Raw genomic sequence first — 18,346 nt, forward strand, 5'->3', positions numbered from 1 at the left:
GATTTTGTTTCGGCGAAAAGGTTTTAAGGCTGAAACCATCCAGTGAATAATGGTTTCAGCTTGCATGTTTCCCCCCTTTCTTTTTCTGTGGTAGTGTCTGGGATTTAAACCTGACGCCTCACTGCTTATCCTGACAGTATCTTAGAGATTGTAATGATAATGATATTACATTAACTTTATAAGATTCGAACTCATTAGTATTCAATACCGAACTTGAGGTGATAGCCATGAGTGAGGAGTTAGTTTTCAAAGTTTTAAAAGAAGCAGGAAGACCTTTAAAGAGCGCTGAAATAGCAGAATTAGCCGGAATTGACAAGAAAGAAGTAGATAAAGTCATTAAAAAGCTCAAAAAGGAAGGGAAGATAATTTCTCCGAAGAGATGTTACTACGCTCCTGCTGAGTGATTTCCGCTTATTTTATTAACCCCTAAAACTTTTACATTTTTGGTGGGTGAAAATGGAGGAAATGCTCAAGCTGGCGAGTCAATTTTACGAGGACGAATACAAAGATTCAGTTCTCTATGCTTCTTTGAGTAGAGGGGAAAAAGATCCAAAGCTGAAAGAAGAATTTTTAAGGTTATCTCACATGGAATCAAATCACGCAAAATTCTGGCACGACTTTTTGGCCAAAAGGGGCAAAAAACCTGAGAAAATAAAAATAGGCAGGCTCAGTTTCTTTTCTGTAAAACTGCTTAGAAAGCTTTTAGGTCCTGGAACTGTTGTTTCCCTGCTTGAGATGGGAGAAAACTCGGCTATTCAAAAGTATTTCAGCTTTCTGACAAAATACAAGCTTAGCGATGAAGAGAGGGAGGCAATTTCTAAAATAATCTTAGATGAACTTGAGCATGAGCGCTTTTTCTATGAGAGCAAGAAGCGCTTTCATGTAGAAAACATAAGGGATTTTGTCCTTGGAATGAACGATGGTCTCGTAGAGCTTTTGGGGGCAGTTACGGGACTTTCGGCAGTTTACATCCACAATCCGAAAATAGTAGGGATTAGCGGCTTGATAGTTGGAGTCGCGGGAGCACTTTCAATGGGGATAGGGGCGTTTATATCCGTCAGGTCTCAGAGGCAGGTGAATGAGAGTGTAAAACAGAGAATGGAAGTGCTTTTCAAAGTTTCTCCGAAGAGAGCAAAGGAAGAGCTTATAGAGAGGCTTTTGGAGAGCGGTATGCCAGAGGAGGTTGCTAAAGAAGTTGCGGAAAAGCTCTCTTCCAATGAAAACGCAATGATAAATCTTCTTGTGCAAGAAAGCAATGAAAATGAACTCCGTTCGGCCCTCTATACTGGTCTGGCTTACTTAACTGGGGTGGCTTTTCCAGTATTACCGTATTTTGTTGCCTCTTCCTCGTTATTGGCTCTACCTTTCTCAATCCTCTTGGCTGGAACTGCTTTGGCCATGGTTGCCAGCGTAATCTCCATACTTTCGGGAATTTCAATAAGGAAGAAAGTATTTGAAATGGTCTCCACTGGATTGGGGGCAGCTTTCCTGAGCTACCTTTTTGGAAGGTTAATGGAAAGCCTTTTCCACATTTCGGCACTTTGAGCGTGAGTTTTCTGGTATTTCTTCTTATTTTTCTCCTAGTTGGGCTCTCAGGCTTCTTTTGGTAGCATCGCAAACTTTATAAATTAGGGAAGGATTTAGTGTTATTGACGGGGGCGTGGTGTAGCCTGGTCCATCATCGCGGGCTCCAGAGGTGTGAAGACGAGCGGGTTTGCTGATTTGGGGATGAGCCTTTGGAGCTCTGACCCGGAGAAACCCGCGGACCGGGGTTCAAATCCCCGCGCCCCCACCAATTTGTTCTGGTAGAATTAGCGTTTAAAAATAAAAAACGATTTTGCAGGCTCATTTCTTGCTACTTCATCATAAAAATCAGAAAGGAGAACGGCAATCATCGCCTGCTTTAGGGTTCTTCTTTCACGGTAACGAAGGAGACCATAGTTACGGTTTGTCCAACGCCCTTTATTTCTCTAAGCTTATCAATCACAACTTTTCCAATGTCTTCAGCCGAAGGGGCCCTAACCTTTATCAGGAGATCCCATTCTCCAGCGATTATGTGAACTTCATAAACTTCTTCAATTTGGGCGATCCTTTTGGCAACTTCCCTTTGCGTTAGTCCTGAATCGGGTTCATACCTGGCAAGGATGAATGCTGTAGTTCCTAGATTGAGCTTCTTGTAATTGGGTTTGATAGTGAACTTCTCTATGATGCCCTCGCTTACGAGCTTTTTTATCCTGTAGTGAACAGTTGTCCTTGGGATGCCCAGCTTTTTGCTTAAGCTAGCTATGTTCTCCCTCGAATTCTCCTTAAGCTCTTTTAACAGTTTTAAATCAATTGTATCTAGTACTTCACCCATACAAATCCCCCATAATTGTCAAATTTTCAATAAAATGTCAGTTTTTATTGTCATTCAATCCTTTTTAAGATTTTCTTTTAGCCATCGTGTAAACTCCCTTAGGGCTAGTCCTCTGTGAGAGATTTTGTTTTTTTCTTCTATTTCCATCTCGGCAAACGTCTTGTCATAGCCTTCCGGCATGAATATTGGGTCGAACCCAAATCCCTTACTGCCGCGTTTCTCGTTAATTATTTTTCCGTGCACAACTCCCGTAAATATGTGAAGCTCCCCATCGTAATACCCTATCACGCTTTTGAAGTATGCTCTTCTGTCTTTAATTCCCTCCATGAGCTTGAGAATTCCTTCGTTTCCCAGGGTTTTGTAAACGTAAGCTGAGTAAACTCCTGGAAATCCCTTTAAACTCTCAATAAAAAGACCGGAGTCATCTATGAAGAACGGTTCGGTTATGTGTTCTTTTAACCACTCTACTCCAAAAGCGACAACATCTTCTAGGGTGTTTGCCTGTATCTCAGGATATTTTATACTCTTCTGCACAACCTCTACACCCAGAGGGGAAAGGTATTTTCTAACCTCTTCGACTTTTCCCTTATTGGATGTTACAAACACTAGTCGCATTGTTTTCACCTAAAGAAAAAAGAGGTGAAGTATTAAAAAGCTAATCTATAGTATAGCCAATTTTTTCGACAAGTTCCCTTCTCTCTTTCTTCTGTTCGTTGGTCTCAATTCTAGTTGCGGCTTTTCCATCTACTATTCCGAGAACAGAGCGTCCAAGTTCTGTTTCGGCCACTATAACCTGCATGGGGTTTTCACTCGCACCGTAGACCATAGCCACTGCCGGGTGGTTTTTTATGGTGTTAAGCACGTTTATTGGGAAGGCGTTTTTCATAAGGATTACAAAAACATGACCTGCTCCAATCTTTAAAGCATTTTTTGCGGCCAATTCTTCGAGTTCTCTATCGTTCCCGGTGTACCTTGTTAGTTGTGGCTTCGCCTCGTTCATAGCAACCCCAAACTTTATTCCGGGAACCGCTGTGAGAAGAGCCCTAGCTAAGTCGTCAACGGTGAAGATTGAGAAGTTCCCCTGACCGATGATGCATTCTACCCCCTCTGGTTTTTCTACCTCTACAACCTCTATTTTGACCATTTCCATCACCATCTACTACTTAATTTTTCATACATAAAACTTTTTTGGACATTATATCCTAGGGGGTAGTCCAGTGGGCAGTATTCCAACCCCGTTATATCTCCGGAGGCATAGTATTCCAGTGCTCTGCAATCATGGCATGTGGAGCTAAATGGACAGAGTTTGCAGCTTTCTATGTCTTCCTTTCTCAGTTTCCAGAATCTTTTCAATCTGCGTTTCCTGAGTATCTGCTTTAGGCTTAGTTCTTTTACGCTCCCTACTACAAAATTCCGCAAAAGAGGGCAGGGAAGAGCGAATCCTTCCGCGGTTATAGCCAGAGTGCCGCTCAAACACGGATGGAATTCATTATGAGCTTTGAATGTCCTCTTAGCATCCATTAAATCGAAATCAACTTTTCTCAGTGAGCCCGGAAAAAGTACATCAAGGTATACCTCACCAGGAAACGAAAAATCTGCAATATTTCCAATTTCGTCTCCTTTAATCATGAGAAGTACAGCATACGCTCCCTCTATGCTTTGAAGCCTTTTTATATTTTTGTGAGAATATCTAGCTTCTACAATAGGCTTAACATTTGTTGGGAAGGATATCTTCTCGAAGTCTTCAAGTCTAACAACGGGATAGACATTCTCAATTGGAAGCGTTGCAGAAAAGCGAGAAAGCTCTTCCAGAAGAGATAAGTCGTCATAATTTGTCAGGTAAAGGTCTTTGCCAGAAATCGTTGAGAACTCCCTTATTACCTCTTTTATCCGCTCAAGCTCTAGGGGAGCATCTCGAAGAATGAACTTATTGTTGCCAATGCATCCTATTGATCGTGGTATTCCTTCCACTTCCGAAAACTCCCCTTTTCCTGAGCCGAGTTGCAGTATAAGTCTTTCGAGCTTTCCATTGTGTTCTCTTTCCACCCATGGTGGTTTTGCTAAGGTAACGATGGAGCTTTTACTAAGGCTCAAAACATCGTTACCACTTATCTCCATTTAATCACCGCTAACTACACAATGAGAAGCTTTATTAATTTTACTATTTATTGTTGTTTTTAAATTATGATTAATAATAGTTAAAAAGGAGCTTTAATGTACCTTTTTGTCGGGTATTGCTTTTTCTCCTTCAATCCAAAACACACCTTCATCGGTCACTTCTTTCTTCCATATTGGAACCCTCTTTTTTACTTCATCTACAGCCCAAATACAGGCCTCAAAAGCTTCTTTTCTGTGCTTCCCAGCAGCTACTATGAGAATTGTGTTCTCTCCCACTTCAAGCTCGCCATAACGGTGCCATATAACCATATCTAATATTGGGAATTTTTTCAGGGCCTCCTCTCGAATTCTCTTCATCTCTTCTATCGCCATTTCTTCATAGGCCTCATAAATGAGCTTTTTAACTCTCCTGCCGTGGCTCTCGTTTCTAACTTTTCCGAGAAATATCGCGATTCCTCCACTTTTTGGAGACGAAACAAGCCCAACGGCTTCGGCAATGTCAAAATCCTCGGGTTTTTTAAAGAGTCTAATCTTCAAGCTCGATCACCTCAAAGGAATTGTGCATTAGATCAACAATGAGTAGTTTGTTTGCCAAGACTTCTCCTTTGCCAGTCAACAGCTTTATAACCTCTGCCGCTTGTATGGTTCCTATAACTCCCGCTGTTGCCCCCAAAATCGGGAACTTTTCTTTCTTCTTTGGTGGCACTGGGAAGATTTCTTTAAGACTCTTTGTCTTTCCGGGAATGATAGTGGTTACCTGCCCGTAAAGGCTCTCAACGGCTCCGTGAACAAGGGGAATTTCCCTTTTATGGGCAAACTCATCCAGAAGGTACCTCGTCTCGAAGTTGTCTAGGCAATCAACAATAACATCAACGTCTCTAAGAACCTCTTCTATGTTCTCCCTCGTTAGCTTTCCAACAAAGGTTTCTATCTTTATATCCGAGTTAAAGCGCTCAAGCTTCCATTTAGCTGATATTGGCTTCGGGTTCTTTTCCAAGTCCTCTTCCCAGTGAAGAATCTGCCTGTTTAAATTGCTCAGTTCTGGGAGTTGTTCATCTATGAGCAAGAGGTTTACTCCCGCAGCTGCCAAATAATAAGCGACGGGGCTTCCAAGTCCTCCTACACCTACAACGGCCACTTTGCTTTTCTTGAGCTTCTCTTGCCCTTCAACCCCGAAAATCCTAATCTGTCTGTCGTATCTTTCCAGCTCCTTCTCCGTCAGCATATCATCCACCACTCGTGGGCGGGAATAAAGCTACAATGTCACCATCTTTTAATTCCTCATCGAAAGAAGCGTATCTGCCGTTCCTTGAGATGTTCACATCTGCGCTATCATCGTAGTCTTCACCAAAAATTTCCTCCTTAAACTCAGGATGGAGTTCTTTTATCTTCTCAACAAGGTCTCTTATCTTACTTCCCTCTGGAAGATCAATTTCCTCCTCTCCTGTTCCAGCTAGCTCCCTAAAGCGGGCAAAATACCTCACTTTCACCTTCATCTTCTCACCATCTAAAATTACTGGGTGTGTTTTATAAAAGGTTTGTCATAAAATAAAAGTGATTACCAAGGAACGCTTTTCCACTTTAGCTTATACGCCAAAACATTGGCTCCCCAATGGATGAACGGAGTTACAAGGAGAAGAAATAATACCTGTCCAGTCGTGAGAGTCTTTATTGGATAAGCTAAAACTAGTGCAGAAACTAAAAAGCCCCATTGGTCGAGACCAACTGCCGGATAACCTCTTTCCATACCTATTCTTCTCTTAACAAAGCTCCCGATCAGGTCTCCGAGAAGAGCTCCAAAGGAGAGCGCAAAAGCAAGTTTTAAGGCAATCGAAAACGAGCCATAAAAATCGGGCTTGATTTGATATTGAATAATCCCTATTAAAACTCCCGTAAAAAGTCCTCCGAAAAAGCCCCTCCAGGTTTTCCCATCACCAAGAATTCTCTTTCCATCGACAAAACTCTTTCCAAAGTCCATTGGTGTTTTGCCTTTGAAGATCACTGGGGAGGCATTTGCAAAATACGCTGGGAGAATGTACCACAAAGCTTCGAGCAGTTCATTCATTTAACCACCGCCCTAATTAACTTGGGCTTGTTTTTAAGGGTTTTCACTATTTAGCTTTTCTTCGAGACACTCTAAAAGGGCTTTCAGAACTTGCTCATCCTCATTTTTCAGGAAGATGTTTATGATCTTTTCTGCAATGGCATTTCTCTGAAGAGCAAATTCTATTCTCTGCCTTATTTTCTCTGCTTCTTCGCTTTTATCGTTTTCCACTTCCTTCAAAGCCTTCAAAAGGTTTTCTCTGGTTTGCTTGACGTCTTCCTCTATTTTTTTATAGTATGCCTCTTTTCTCCACTCTCGAATATTCTTTATTGCTGTGTAATATGCCTTTTTATCTCCTGGCTTTTTGATCCTTTTTACAAGTCCAATATTTTCTAGGAGCTTCAGTGCGGTGCTCACGTGAGAAAGTGAGTATCCAGTCCTCTCAGCAATTTCTCCTAGGCTTAACGGTTCGTCTTCAAAGAAGAGAACTCCGTATATGTATCCATAGAGCTCACTTAACCCAAATCTTCTTGCGGTATTTGCGAAGTGCTCCATCATGATCCTTTTAGCTTCCTCAACCCCCATACCTACACCTCCTATCTCCACAAGGTTTTTAAGATTTGAAGGCTATAAATCTTTCGGAAAGTTCCGAAAGTTCAGAGGTGAGAGAATGCTCAAGAAGCTCGCGAGGGTAATAGTAAAATACAGGGTGGCATTTTCATTGATAGCCCTATTCTTGCTAATTCTCTCTGTATACGGAGTACAGCTGTTGGAATTCGAAAGCGACCTTACTAAACAGCTTCCCCAAGATTTGCCGGCAGTGAGGGATTATTTGATACTCCAAAATGAATTTCAAAGTGGAGATTCTGCTCTTATAATTGTCAAGGTGGCCTCTATTGAAGAGGGCGGTGTCTATGACATTAGAGACCCCGAGGTGATAAAGTCAATCTACGAACTCGAGGAGCGTTTAAGGGAGCATGAATATGTAACAGACACAACAAGCATTGCTGATATTTTTATTCAAATTCTTGGCAGATTGCCTGAAAACGAAGAAGAAGTTAGATTTGTTTTGAATACTCTCCCCCCAGAAGCCCTGCAGGGGTTGATAAGCTCCGATTATAGAACGACCATTATAGTAGCTACTCTTACGGCAGGCTCTGGCTCCCAAGCGGTGCAGAGAGTTTATGAGGACATTGAGAGAGATATAAACGAGGTACGCTTCCCAAAAAATGTGGAGGTTATTCAAACCGGAACAATTGGAATCACATATAGGATTCTGGCAATGCTTCAAGGTGATCTAAATAGAACAATGGCCATTGCCTTCCTCTTCGTGGCGTTTCTGTTGATCTACTTTTACAAATCCGTTTTTAGGGCAATGCTTCCCCTTATACCTCTGGTATTTGGCGTAACGATGACTCTCGGTTTTATGGGGCTGCTTGGGATTCCAATAGACATGGTAACTACCGTAGTTGGGGCAATGATAGTTGGAATGGGTATTGACTACGGTGTTCACGTAACAAATCGTTATTTTGAGGAAAGGAAAAAGGGCAGAGGTATTGAAGAGGCTGCAGAAGAAGCTGTGGCAGAGACTGGAAAGGCCTTGTTGGGGGCAGCTCTGACAACCATAGCTGGATTTTCTGCATTGAGTCTTTCCGTTTTGCCTTCTCTCCGCAGATTGAGTTTTGTCTTGATAATGGGACTCAGCTTAGCAGCGATAAACGCTGTTGTAATAACCCCTTCACTTATAATCCTCTACGAGGATATTATGAGGAAAATCAAAGGAAAACACGAAGTTCCTGAGATAAGAGCTCATTCAGGTTTTATTGCTAAGTCCTTTAACACCCTTGGCAGGATCATTAAGGGACATCCAAAAACAACTCTGCTTATTGTGTCTCTGATGACCCTTGTGTTTCTTTATGGTTTAACTCAGGTAACAACGGAGGTTAGACTTGAGAAAATGATTCCCGAAGGCATACCAGAAATTGAGGCTATGAAAGATGTTAGATATGAATTCGGTGGTCAAGACGAGCTGGATTTAATAGTGAAGGCAGAGGACGTAAGGGATCCAACAATAGTGAGGGACATATACCGCTTTGAGCAGGAGATACTTGCCGACTCTCATTACAACAATGTCTTTGAGACCAACAGCATAGCGAATGTAGTTGTCAGAAAATACGGCTACATTCCCGAAGACAAGGAAAAAATAAAAGAAGCTATAAAAGAGGGAGGAGCTCCCATAAATGAAGACTACTCGATGACTCTAATCCAGGTAAGAGGTAACTTCGGCGGGGTTAGGCCAGATGACTTTAGGGCTATTATGCACTATTTTGAAGAGCAGGCAAAAAGTGCAGACTTTCCTCCGGGAGTTGAGATAAGACCCGCTGGAGATTTGTATCTAAACTACGTTTTAGATGGTCTTACAAATCAAGAGCTCGGCAAGATATCCACCTATGGTAGCATTCTTGTTGTGCTGGTAGTTATACTGCTCTTCAGAAGGCCGCTAGTTTCGATTGCAATGATACTACCCATGTTCCTTGGTGCCCTTTGGACCGTTGGCTACATGGGGCTCGCGGGCATACCTTTCACTCAAACTTTAGCTGGTGTTATCTCGATGATAGTTGGTCTTGGAGTTGACTACGGAATGCACCTTACCCACAGGTTTTTGGAAGAACTTAGGGAGGGCAATCCGTATCCCATAATCTCTGCAGTTGAAGGAGTTGGTCCCGGGATCTTGGTTGGGGCTTTAACTACGGCTGGAGGATTTTTAGCTTTGCTTAGTGGAGAACTCACCGCAATACACGACTTTGGAAAAACCCTAGCGGTTGGAATCTTCGCTTCAATGTTTGCCGCTTTCACGGTAACACCTGCTTTGCTCCAGCTGTTTTATGGAAAAAGGATAAGAGGTGAGGAAAAATGAGAAAATACCTCGGACTTATACTGGGAGTGCTGATTATCATGGGTGGTTTTAATCTTGTTATGGCTGAGGAAGAGCTTCTCTTTGAGGGTTATCTCAACAAAGGCGACTCAATACTTGTGGGTCCACTTGTAGTTGTTCTCCAGGATGTCCAGAAGGATTACGTAGAGAACGAGTACAAGGCCATGATACTCATCATAAAGGACAACAAGGTACTTAACATGAACTATACCTCGCTTAAAGTTCCCAATCCAGAAAAAATACAGGAGCTTCTCACAAACACCACATTCCTCTACGCAATGGCAGAAACTCTCGGCTACAACACAACAAATCCCGTAGAGCTCGCCCAATTCTATCTGTGGCTTAACAGTGCATCCCAAGAGGAGATTGTGGATGCGGTGTTCAAAACCATTGAAGAGCATCCCGAACTGGGTATCTCAAAAGAAGACCTTCTCATGACTGTCACTTATCCCAATATAAGCCTCATAGGCGAAAACGAGACCATAGAAGTTGAGGTTGATGGAGAGAAAGTAGCTATTACAGCCCTTCAGATTTATCCAAATGGTGCAAGAATAAGCATAAGCGGCCCTTCTGAATGGAAAGCTTCAATGATACCAGCATACCTTACGGCATGGGCTGAAACTCCGAAGAAAGTTAGGCCGGGCGATGAAATTACTGTCAAAGTTCATATAAAGAACGAGGGAGCTTTAAAAGCAAGGTTTATTACGGTAGTTGTGTCCCCAACCCCTGTTTCATTTGCTCCTTCCGGTGGAGGGACGGGTGAGGTAATAGCTCAAGTTGCATCCCAGAGCGGAGTTGTGCAGAGTGTTCTTTTGCCGGTAGATAGCGCAGTGAAGTACATAGAATATCTGGACGGAAAAGAGGAGAAAGTCGTTGAATTCAAGTTCAAGGTAAATGAAAACATTGATCCAGGTATTTATCCCCTCTACATTTCACTTGCATATCACGTGCAGAGAGGAGAGAATTTGCAAATGCTGCAAGGCTTTGATTATTTCTCCATAACTGTAATTCGGGAGGGGGAAGCAACTTTTGAGATAGAGAACATTGAAAAACCTGAAGTAGTTCACCCGGGGGAGGATTTTGAGGTAACCATTGGTCTTAGAAACCTTGGTTTCGAGCCGGCAAAAGAAGTGCTTGTTGATCTCTCTCCTTCATTAGAATTCCAGAATGGAGCGATATTAATCGATAACACAACAAAACAGCACTTTACCTACGTAATAAATACCAACAAGGTCATGGAGTATAAGTTCAGACTGCACGTAAGTGAAGACGCCTCTACTGGAAGCTATCCGATGAGGCTGAAGGTTTCATACTACAGCGGTGATTCAAAAGATCAAAGAGAGCAGACCTTTGACTTTTCAATCCAGGTTGTGAGAAGAAATCAGGCCTTTATTGAGATTGAGAGTGTTGAAATGGATCCAAAAGCAATAGAGCCTGGGGATGAGTTTGTGCTTAAGGTAAAGGTGAAAAACGTAGGTGAAGAGAGGGCAAGGGCCTTTTCCTTCAGAATAGAGCCGAGTGAAGTGAGTGTGCCTGGAGAGGTTACGAAAGTCGATCTCTCTTCCCTTCAGAACCTCCCAATACAGGGAAGCCAGAGCATGAGCGAAAACCTTCAAGTTGCCATAAACCAAATAATGGAGCAGCTCGCTAGGGAGAACATAAATGCTTTCCTGCCCATTGGAGAGGATAACATAAAATACTTGCCCGAGTTAGCTCCGGGAGAAGAGAAGATTCTGGAGTTTCACTTAAAAGCAAATGAAAGGCTCGAAAACGGTATTTATCCCCTAAAGGTTTCGCTGGAATATCTTAGCACACCAAATGATGAAAAGCTAACGGATGACAGGTTAATTGGCATACCAATTCTCGGCAGGGAGCACATAATAATTTCAAAGGTCTCAACGTCTCCTAGCAGGGTTTTGGCTGGAACGAACAACGTAGAGATAAACTTTGAAGTGGAAAACATAGGCAGTGGAAGTGCTCGTTATGTAATTCTAAAACCAATGCCCGAGGATCCATTTGAGTTAAGTGAGACGAGCGAGCAGATAATAAATATAGGTACTCTAAGACAAGGAGACTCAGCAAAAGCTAGCTTCAAAGTAAACGTTAAAGGGGAAGCAAAAGGAGGAACGTACGAGATTCCAGTAAAGATAGAATACAAAGACTCATCAGGCAATGCTAGGGAGGATATAATCAAGATACCAGTAATAGTGAATGAAAAACCAAAAATAACTGTTGAGAAGGTCAGCTTTGACAAAACACCCATGCAGGGTGAAGAGGTGCTTGTGTACATAAGGGTCAAGAACATCGGCGGAGAACAGGCTGAAAATGTGATAATAGAAGGCGTTGTAAAAGCTGATCAGCCCTTTACGCTATCAAAAAGGTCTGATTACATTGGAACTCTTGACCCAGGTAAAGAAGGGGAAGGCGTTTTGGAATTGAGCATAGCAAACAATGCCATTCCCAAGGACTACACGATTCAGGTAAGGATCAGGGCGGTTGGTGATAAGGAGAGCGGAGATGACAACGTGTACGTCTTTGAGGAATCAATTACGATTCCCGTTAAAGAAAATACAAAGACAAGAAGGAACCTGAGAACCGTTGGGGTGTTTGTTGGGATTCTAGCTTTAGTAGTAATCTTATGGACGTATTGGAGAGGGAAAAAAGGTGGCAAACCCTTTTAAGCTTTCAATTCTTTCAATTTTTAGGTGAGAGCTATGGGCATAGGCAAGATACTTGGAGTGATAGGACTCATCGTGTTTCTTTGGGTAGCTTACTTAGGTTATACGCTAATTACTCTAACCCCCCAAATAAGAGCCGAGTGGGGATACGTTGACGAGAACACTATCGAACTTGACGTAACAGTATATTTTGGGAAATCTCTCCCAATTTCGGCAAATATTAAGGAAGCAGATTTGTACTGGGCAGGAATAAAGGTGGGCACGCTGAAAGACCTAAAAATTGGATTCTTAAAGGACAGTGCAAGAGGGGTGCTTGTACTCAAAAACAGAGAGATCGTTGAAGCCCTAAAGGAGCACATAAGAAACGGGGAGCAGAGTGATATCGAGATAAGGGTGAGTGGCTCATTATTTGGCATCCCAATTATAAGGGGAAGTTTTTCACAGCCACTCAAGACTGACTTGTTGGCTTATGTCAGCAACATAACGATAGAGAGCTCTGGGGACTTAATCAAGACTCCCGCAGTCGAGGGAATGCCTTCTAAATGGGGAAAAATTGATGAAAATGGAATTGAGATTTTAAGCGATGTAAAGCTTTACAATCCCAATCCCTTCCCTCTGCCACTTTTTGGGGTCAAATACTACATAGATGCCAATGGGTACCAAGTAGCACAGGGAGAGCTCCTTGAGAAAGTCATAATCCCAGCAAACGGCAGAGGCACGGCAAAAATAAGAACAGTAGTTGATACAAACATCCTTCCAAAGGTAATTGCAGAGCACATAAAGAGAGGAGAGAGGAGCGAAGTAACCTTAAAGCTCACTCTAACTGTGAAGGTGCTCAATCAAGAAATAGAGATGCCGCTTCCAGAAATCAAGAAGAGAGTTGAGACAAACGTAATCGAACAATTGAATCTGGCTTTTAGCTGACCTAAACCTTTAAATTTTCCCTTCTATTTTTCATTGGAGGTGAGAATTATGAAAATGATTGAAATTCACAATCATCTAAACAAAATCTGGGGTGAGATTTTTGAGTTAAACGAGGTGCTGAGAGAAAAGCTTAAGCCCTTTGGCTTTAAAGTCGAACCGGTGGAGGAAGTTTTCAATGCGTATATTTTCCTTGAGGGCGAATGGAGAGAGATGCTCTATCCTCACCCTGCTTTTGAGATAAAGCCTCAGGGGGAGGTAGGAGCAACAATTCAAAGCTTTTACTTCGTGTTTGCGATTCCTAAGGAAAAAATAACCAAAGAATTTGTCGTCGAGTTTCTCAAAAAATTCCCAAAAAGCTATATTTACGGAACGGAGAACTTTTTGGAAGATATTTACAATCACCACTCCCCCAGAAACCCTGATGAAGTTTACACGGATATAGAAAGAAGTCAAGAACAGGTTTTTCAGTTTGAAGTTGAGGCTGAAGATAGCCAAGATATTGAAAACAAGCTCTTCGAATTTATAGAACTGGCAAAGAAGTATAAAGTCCTTGAGATTTAGGTGATCTCATGTACAGGGAAGCTTTTCCAGAAGAGCTCCAAATGTACTATTACAACCTTTTTGGAAGTGAAGCGGAGGAGATAATGAAAAAGCTGAGGGAGCCGGTAGAGAAGTACTACATAAGGGTCAACACACTTAAGATAAGCAGGCAGAAGCTCATGGAAGAGCTTAGAAAGGAAGGGTTAAAACCAAAAAGAAGTCCCTATCTCGAAGAGGGCATCTATTTTGAAAGGGAAGGGCCGAATTTTTCTGACGATTATGAACCTAAGTTGCCGAAGGTCGTTGCAAATAAATTTGCAGCAGAGAGTGTTTACCAAGGTGCTCAACTCTATGCTCCAGGCGTATTAAAGGCCGATAAAGGGATAAAGGAGGGAGATGAAGTTCAGATAATGGATCCTAAAGGACTTCTCGTGGGCATAGGCATTGCAAGGATGAGCGCCAAGGAAATGGTTGTTGCCACGAGGGGAATAGCTGTTGAAGTAACTCTCCCCAAATTCAAACTACCGAGTCTGAATGAATTAAAAGCCTATGAAAAAGGCTACTTTTATGCCCAAAGTCTCCCTTCTATGGTTGTTGCCCATATTCTGGAACCACAGGAAGAAGACCTTATAATTGATATGGCAGCTGCTCCGGGGGGAAAAACTTCTCACATAGCACAGCTCCTTGAAAACAGGGGGGAGATAATAGCAATAGATAAATCTAAAAACAGACTTGCCAAAATGGAGAAAGAGCTTAAGAGACTTGGGGTGAAAAACGTTAAGCTTGTTCAAATGGACTCAAGGAATCTGCCAGATCTTGGGATTAAGGCCGATAAAATCCTCTTGGATGCTCCGTGCACGGCTTTAGGAGTAAGACCAAAGCTCTGGGAGACGAGAACACCGAAGGACATTGAAGCGACGGCAAGATACCAGAGACATTTCATAAACGCTGCAATAAAGAGCCTTAGAAAAGGGGGGATACTTGTTTATTCTACATGCACCTTAAGCTACGAGGAAAATGAGGGGAATGTGCAGTATATGCTAAAGAAGGGGCTAAGGCTTGAGGAGCAGAAAATTTTTATAGGCTCACCTGGATTGGGGATAAAGGAGGTACAACGCTTTTACCCTCATAAGCACCTCACTCAAGGCTTCTTCATTGCAAAGCTAAGGAAGGTGAGCTGATGAAAAAAAGGAACTCCCTCATGGTCTTTGTTGGAATTGGAGTTATAATAGCACTTATATGGTGGGCAGGGGTAGAGGAGACGTTGAAGCTTGTGATGGAGGCTAAGCTTGAATATTTTCTCTTGGCATTGCTTATGCAAATTCTTGCAACCCTTGCATGGGCTTTTAGGTGGAGAATATTTCTAAAAAGAGCCGAAGTGAGGGTTCGGGTGAGGGATATTATCATTGCCACTATGGTTGGGATATTTGCGAACAACCTAACCCCAGGAGCTAGGGCGGGAGGAGAGCCAGCTAGAATGTACGTGATAACCAAAAAGTCCAATAGCGGTTATGGCCAAGTTTTTGCAACTATAATGGCCGATAGGATTTTGGATGTTATTCCAGTCCTCATTTTTACCCTTCTTGCGTTTAAGTACGCTCTCTCATTAAAGGTAAAGCTCCTGTTATCCGTCCTTTCCATATCAACGGTAGTGCTTCTTTTGATAGTGGTTGTAAGCCTCTTGATTTCTTTGAATGAGAGCTTGGCCTTTAAGGTGCTTAATAAGATAGCGGGGCTTATAAAGCGTGTATTTCCAGAAAAGTTTGCAGGAATAGAAGAGACACTCGAAGAAAAGCTCAAAAAATCCATAATGGACTTTAGAAAGACTTTTCTGGAGCTTTCCAAAGACCCGGTTGTGCTGGGTAAGACCTTGTTCTATTCTCTAGCCCTCTGGGTGTTCATGCTCCTTAGGACTTACTTTGTCTTTGAAAGCATTGGGTACCATCTTGAGATTCAAAAGATTCTAATGGTTCAAATGGCCGGCATTGCTCTGGGAATGATAAGCATCCTTCCCGGTGGGGTTGGAATAACGGAGGCAGTTAACTCTGCCCTCTATCTTAGCTTGAGAATTGATAAGAGTTTAGCCGTTACCGCGACGGTCTTAGATAGGTTTATATCCTTCTGGCTCCCAACAATTATTGGGGGAGGATTGAGCGTTTATCTTGGTGCAAAGCTAAGCAAGGGTAGAGCGTGAGATCATGAAGTTTGGAATCGCCGCTCGAAGAGACCGTGAGGAGGCTTTAAAGCTTGCATATAGGGTATACGACTTTCTCAAGGTAAGTGGTTACGAGGTTTACGTTGATGAAGAAGCCCATGAGAATTTTCCACATTTTTCTCCTGACGATGTAATCCCTCTTGAGAGAATGGATGTTGACATGATGATAGTCATTGGAGGAGATGGGACTGTTCTGAGAGTTGAGCATAAAACCACTAGAGATATTCCCATTCTGGCAATAAATATGGGTACTTTGGGCTTTTTGGCAGAGGTTGAACCTGCAGAAACTTTTTTCGCTATTTCCAGAGTTCTTGAGGGAGACTATTTTATAGATGAGAGGATGAAAATCAGGACTTTTGTTGAAGGCTTTAACAACATACCCGATGCACTTAATGACGTTGTAGTTTTAACCGGAATTCCGGGTAAGATAACCCATCTCAAATACTACATCGATGGGGAGCTTGCTGAGGAGATAAGGGCTGATGGCTTGATAATATCAACTCCTACAGGTTCAACGGCTTACGCCCTTTCGGCTGGAGGCCCTTTAGTTGACCCCCGCTTGCATGCTATTCTTCTAGTTCCCTTAGCCCCAGTTGCCCTTACCGCAAGACCCCTTGTTGTCCCGGACTCTTCCTCAATTGAGATAGAGGTATTGACGGAAAGGGAAATTATTCTCACCGTTGATGGACAGTTCTATACCCAACTTCCACCCCATTTGAGAATAAGAATTGAGAAGTCTCCCAGAAAAACAAAGTTCGTAAGGTTCTCGAAGAGGATCTATCCAAAATACACGCTAAAGATAAAAAAGAAGTTTTAAGCTACCAGGTTACCTCTACTTCGTCGGTTCTAAACTTTTGCTTGACTACTGTTTCTTCAAGGTTAAACTTTATGCCGGCTTTAAACATCCTCAGGCCGGTGTAGGCTATCATCGCCCCGTTGTCCCTGCATAGGTCATAAGGTGGCACGAAGAATTTCACACCTCTATCTTCGCACATTATCCTAAGCATTTCCCTCAAGCGGTTGTTGGCAGCTACCCCCCCTACAAGAACTACTTCCTCTTTTCCTGTATGTGCTACAGCCCTTTCGGTAACCTCAACCAAAGCTGCAAAGGCCGTTTCTTGGAAAGAATACGCCAAATCTTCAACCCTATACTTCCCAGTCTTGTATTTTCTAATTGCCTCCGTTAAAATTCCGGAGAAGCTTAGATCCATGCCCTTAACCGCATAGGGGAGTTCAATATATTTTTCCCCTTTCTGAGCGAGCTTTTCTATCTTTGGCCCGCCCGGGAATCCTAAACCGAGCTCTCTGGCAAACGTATCTATGGCGTTGCCTATACCTATATCGAGTGTTTCTCCAAAAACCCTGTATCTACCCCCCTCCAAAGCCAGCACTTGAGTGTTGCCTCCGCTTACGTAAAGACCAACCGGATCTTTTACTCCGAACATCTTTGTAATTTCCACGTGGGCGATGCAGTGATTAACTCCAACAATGGGTTTGTTGTATCTTATAGCTAAAGCCCTTGCGGCAGTTGCTACAACTCTCAAAGCCGGCCCCAATCCAGGCCCTTGGGAGAAAGCAATTACATCCACATCTTCTATGCTAATTTTGGCCTCTTTAAGGGCTTTTTTCAAAAGGGGCTTTAAGAGCCTTGCGTGGTGTTCAGCGGCTTCCTTTGGGTGTATGCCACCTTTTTCGGTTGTGAGAGTGTCAAATACGTTGGCAAGAACTTTATCTTCCGTCACAATCCCTATACCAAGTGTGTGTGCTGTTCCCTCAATCCCTAACGCTATCATCAAAAGGAGTATTCGATGAGGATTTAAAAGTGTTGTTCATTAAAGAGAGATAAGGATTTATTGGAACCAAGTAGTTTGTTCAAGTTCATGAGTTGCCTCAAGAAGCCGTTTACTTTCAATTCTTCTAAAGTCTTATTGGAACCGGTATTCGTTGCAGTTCCCCCAAATCCTCCAATTTCCACAACTTTCAATTCTTCTAAAGTCTTATTGGAACATATCCAGAATACTTATTCAAATTATGTCCAAATCCTCTTTCAATTCTTCTAAAGTCTTATTGGAACGGGCGGCAAGCTCACAACGTCAAAGGGAGGCATTATTTAGGCTTTCAATTCTTCTAAAGTCTTATTGGAACAATTTCTTTAAGATGTGCAAAATTCCTTCAGCAGCGCTTTCAATTCTTCTAAAGTCTTATTGGAACTAGAATTCTCACTCACCCAGTTTACGGACTCTTGGGGCTTTCAATTCTTCTAAAGTCTTATTGGAACCCTATGTCGTCAGGAGTTATGTGCCCAAGGATGTCATTCTTTCAATTCTTCTAAAGTCTTATTGGAACTCAAGAAGTATGAGGAGGAGGGAGACATTGACAAGACTTTCAATTCTTCTAAAGTCTTATTGGAACTTGAGTTCTTCAACAACCTCGACAGCTTTGAGATGTATGCTTTCAATTCTTCTAAAGTCTTATTGGAACCAGCCGTGTTAATCAAACCACCATAAAAGCCCACCGCCTTTCAATTCTTCTAAAG

The 18,346-nt window shown here is 42.5% G+C and carries 19 protein-coding genes, 1 tRNA gene and 1 CRISPR repeat array (1 of these 21 cut by a window edge); of the genes, 10 read left to right on the forward strand and 10 right to left on the reverse strand.

The features are described 5' to 3' along the window. The first annotated feature begins 227 nt into the window (after positions 1-227). From NF859_RS01185 to NF859_RS01195, 3 genes are all read left to right on the forward strand, one after another. On the forward strand, positions 228-404 hold the full coding sequence (locus NF859_RS01185; RefSeq protein WP_058947340.1) for an HTH domain-containing protein: 177 nt from the start codon (positions 228-230) through the stop codon (positions 402-404). 52 nt (positions 405-456) lie between these two features. After that, positions 457-1,545, forward strand: a complete 1,089-nt coding sequence (locus tag NF859_RS01190) for a VIT1/CCC1 transporter family protein (RefSeq protein ID WP_252742638.1) — start codon at positions 457-459, stop codon at positions 1,543-1,545. Positions 1,546-1,654: 109 nt separating this feature from the next. After that, a tRNA-Trp gene (locus NF859_RS01195) sits at positions 1,655-1,795 on the forward strand. A 108-nt stretch (positions 1,796-1,903) separates the two neighbouring features. On the opposite strand, the gene NF859_RS01200 is transcribed toward NF859_RS01195, so the two are convergent. The 9 genes from NF859_RS01200 to NF859_RS01240 all read right to left on the reverse strand — a co-directional run bounded on the left by NF859_RS01200 (position 1,904) and on the right by NF859_RS01240 (position 7,103). Then, positions 1,904-2,356 (reverse strand): Lrp/AsnC family transcriptional regulator, encoded by a 453-nt coding sequence (locus tag NF859_RS01200; protein ID WP_252742639.1) that lies wholly within the window; start codon positions 2,354-2,356, stop codon positions 1,904-1,906. Positions 2,357-2,410: 54 nt separating this feature from the next. Next, entirely contained in the window at positions 2,411-2,971 is a 561-nt protein-coding gene (locus NF859_RS01205; RefSeq protein ID WP_252742706.1) for an XTP/dITP diphosphatase, read from the reverse strand. 40 nt (positions 2,972-3,011) lie between these two features. Then, the gene (locus NF859_RS01210; RefSeq protein WP_252742707.1) at positions 3,012-3,500 is read right to left on the reverse strand and encodes an adenosine-specific kinase; all 489 of its coding nucleotides are present in this window, start codon (positions 3,498-3,500) and stop codon (positions 3,012-3,014) included. A gap of 5 nt (positions 3,501-3,505) precedes the next feature. Next, a complete protein-coding gene (locus tag NF859_RS01215) occupies positions 3,506-4,474 on the reverse strand; it encodes an SPASM domain-containing protein (RefSeq protein WP_252742640.1) in 969 nt (322 codons plus the stop codon). Between the two features lie 93 nt (positions 4,475-4,567). Continuing rightward, positions 4,568-5,011 carry a molybdenum cofactor biosynthesis protein MoaE gene (locus NF859_RS01220; RefSeq protein ID WP_252742641.1) on the reverse strand — a complete coding sequence of 148 codons (444 nt, stop codon included), beginning with the start codon at positions 5,009-5,011 and terminating at the stop codon, positions 4,568-4,570. Then, positions 5,001-5,699 (reverse strand): ThiF family adenylyltransferase, encoded by a 699-nt coding sequence (locus NF859_RS01225; protein ID WP_252742642.1) that lies wholly within the window; start codon positions 5,697-5,699, stop codon positions 5,001-5,003. Before NF859_RS01225 ends, NF859_RS01220 begins: the two co-directional genes overlap by 11 nt. A 1-nt stretch (position 5,700) precedes the next feature. Then, complete coding sequence (locus NF859_RS01230) at positions 5,701-5,970, reverse strand: ubiquitin-like small modifier protein 1 (protein ID WP_252742643.1); 270 nt, start codon at positions 5,968-5,970, stop codon at positions 5,701-5,703. 62 nt (positions 5,971-6,032) lie between these two features. Further along, positions 6,033-6,539, reverse strand: coding sequence for a CDP-2,3-bis-(O-geranylgeranyl)-sn-glycerol synthase (locus NF859_RS01235; RefSeq protein WP_252742644.1), 507 nt, complete (start codon positions 6,537-6,539; stop codon positions 6,033-6,035). 33 nt (positions 6,540-6,572) lie between these two features. Beyond that, the gene (locus tag NF859_RS01240; RefSeq protein WP_252742708.1) at positions 6,573-7,103 is read right to left on the reverse strand and encodes a GbsR/MarR family transcriptional regulator; all 531 of its coding nucleotides are present in this window, start codon (positions 7,101-7,103) and stop codon (positions 6,573-6,575) included. 85 nt (positions 7,104-7,188) lie between these two features. On the opposite strand from NF859_RS01240, the gene NF859_RS01245 reads away from it, so the two are divergent. The 7 genes from NF859_RS01245 to NF859_RS01275 are packed head-to-tail and all read left to right on the forward strand — an operon-like array spanning position 7,189 to position 16,627. Then, a complete protein-coding gene (locus NF859_RS01245) occupies positions 7,189-9,435 on the forward strand; it encodes a hydrophobe/amphiphile efflux-3 (HAE3) family transporter (protein ID WP_252742645.1) in 2,247 nt (748 codons plus the stop codon). Further along, a complete protein-coding gene (locus NF859_RS01250) occupies positions 9,432-12,134 on the forward strand; it encodes a COG1361 S-layer family protein (RefSeq protein ID WP_252742646.1) in 2,703 nt (900 codons plus the stop codon). The genes NF859_RS01245 and NF859_RS01250 overlap by 4 nt, the downstream gene beginning before the upstream one ends. Positions 12,135-12,167: 33 nt before the next feature. Continuing rightward, the gene (locus NF859_RS01255; RefSeq protein ID WP_252742709.1) at positions 12,168-13,055 is read left to right on the forward strand and encodes an LEA/WHy family protein; all 888 of its coding nucleotides are present in this window, start codon (positions 12,168-12,170) and stop codon (positions 13,053-13,055) included. Between the two features lie 48 nt (positions 13,056-13,103). Continuing rightward, positions 13,104-13,616: a DUF3201 domain-containing protein gene (locus NF859_RS01260; RefSeq protein ID WP_252742647.1), complete on the forward strand. Its 513-nt coding sequence runs from the start codon at positions 13,104-13,106 to the stop codon at positions 13,614-13,616. A gap of 8 nt (positions 13,617-13,624) precedes the next feature. Then, a complete protein-coding gene (locus NF859_RS01265) occupies positions 13,625-14,776 on the forward strand; it encodes an RsmB/NOP family class I SAM-dependent RNA methyltransferase (RefSeq protein ID WP_252742648.1) in 1,152 nt (383 codons plus the stop codon). Next, positions 14,776-15,789, forward strand: coding sequence for a flippase-like domain-containing protein (locus NF859_RS01270; RefSeq protein WP_252742649.1), 1,014 nt, complete (start codon positions 14,776-14,778; stop codon positions 15,787-15,789). Before NF859_RS01265 ends, NF859_RS01270 begins: the two co-directional genes overlap by 1 nt. Before the next feature lie 4 nt (positions 15,790-15,793). Then, positions 15,794-16,627: an NAD(+) kinase gene (locus tag NF859_RS01275; RefSeq protein WP_004066172.1), complete on the forward strand. Its 834-nt coding sequence runs from the start codon at positions 15,794-15,796 to the stop codon at positions 16,625-16,627. Position 16,628: 1 nt separating this feature from the next. Here NF859_RS01275 and NF859_RS01280 read toward each other — a convergent pair whose 3' ends face one another. Further along, positions 16,629-17,603, reverse strand: coding sequence for a bifunctional N(6)-L-threonylcarbamoyladenine synthase/serine/threonine protein kinase (locus NF859_RS01280; protein ID WP_252742650.1), 975 nt, complete (start codon positions 17,601-17,603; stop codon positions 16,629-16,631). Positions 17,604-17,715: 112 nt separating this feature from the next. Beyond that, positions 17,716-18,346: direct repeats of the CRISPR family, unit length 30 nt; unit sequence CTTTCAATTCTTCTAAAGTCTTATTGGAAC; it runs 213 nt beyond the window's last position.

The organism is Thermococcus alcaliphilus (assembly GCF_024054535.1).
GTDB lineage: Archaea > Methanobacteriota_B > Thermococci > Thermococcales > Thermococcaceae > Thermococcus_A > Thermococcus_A alcaliphilus.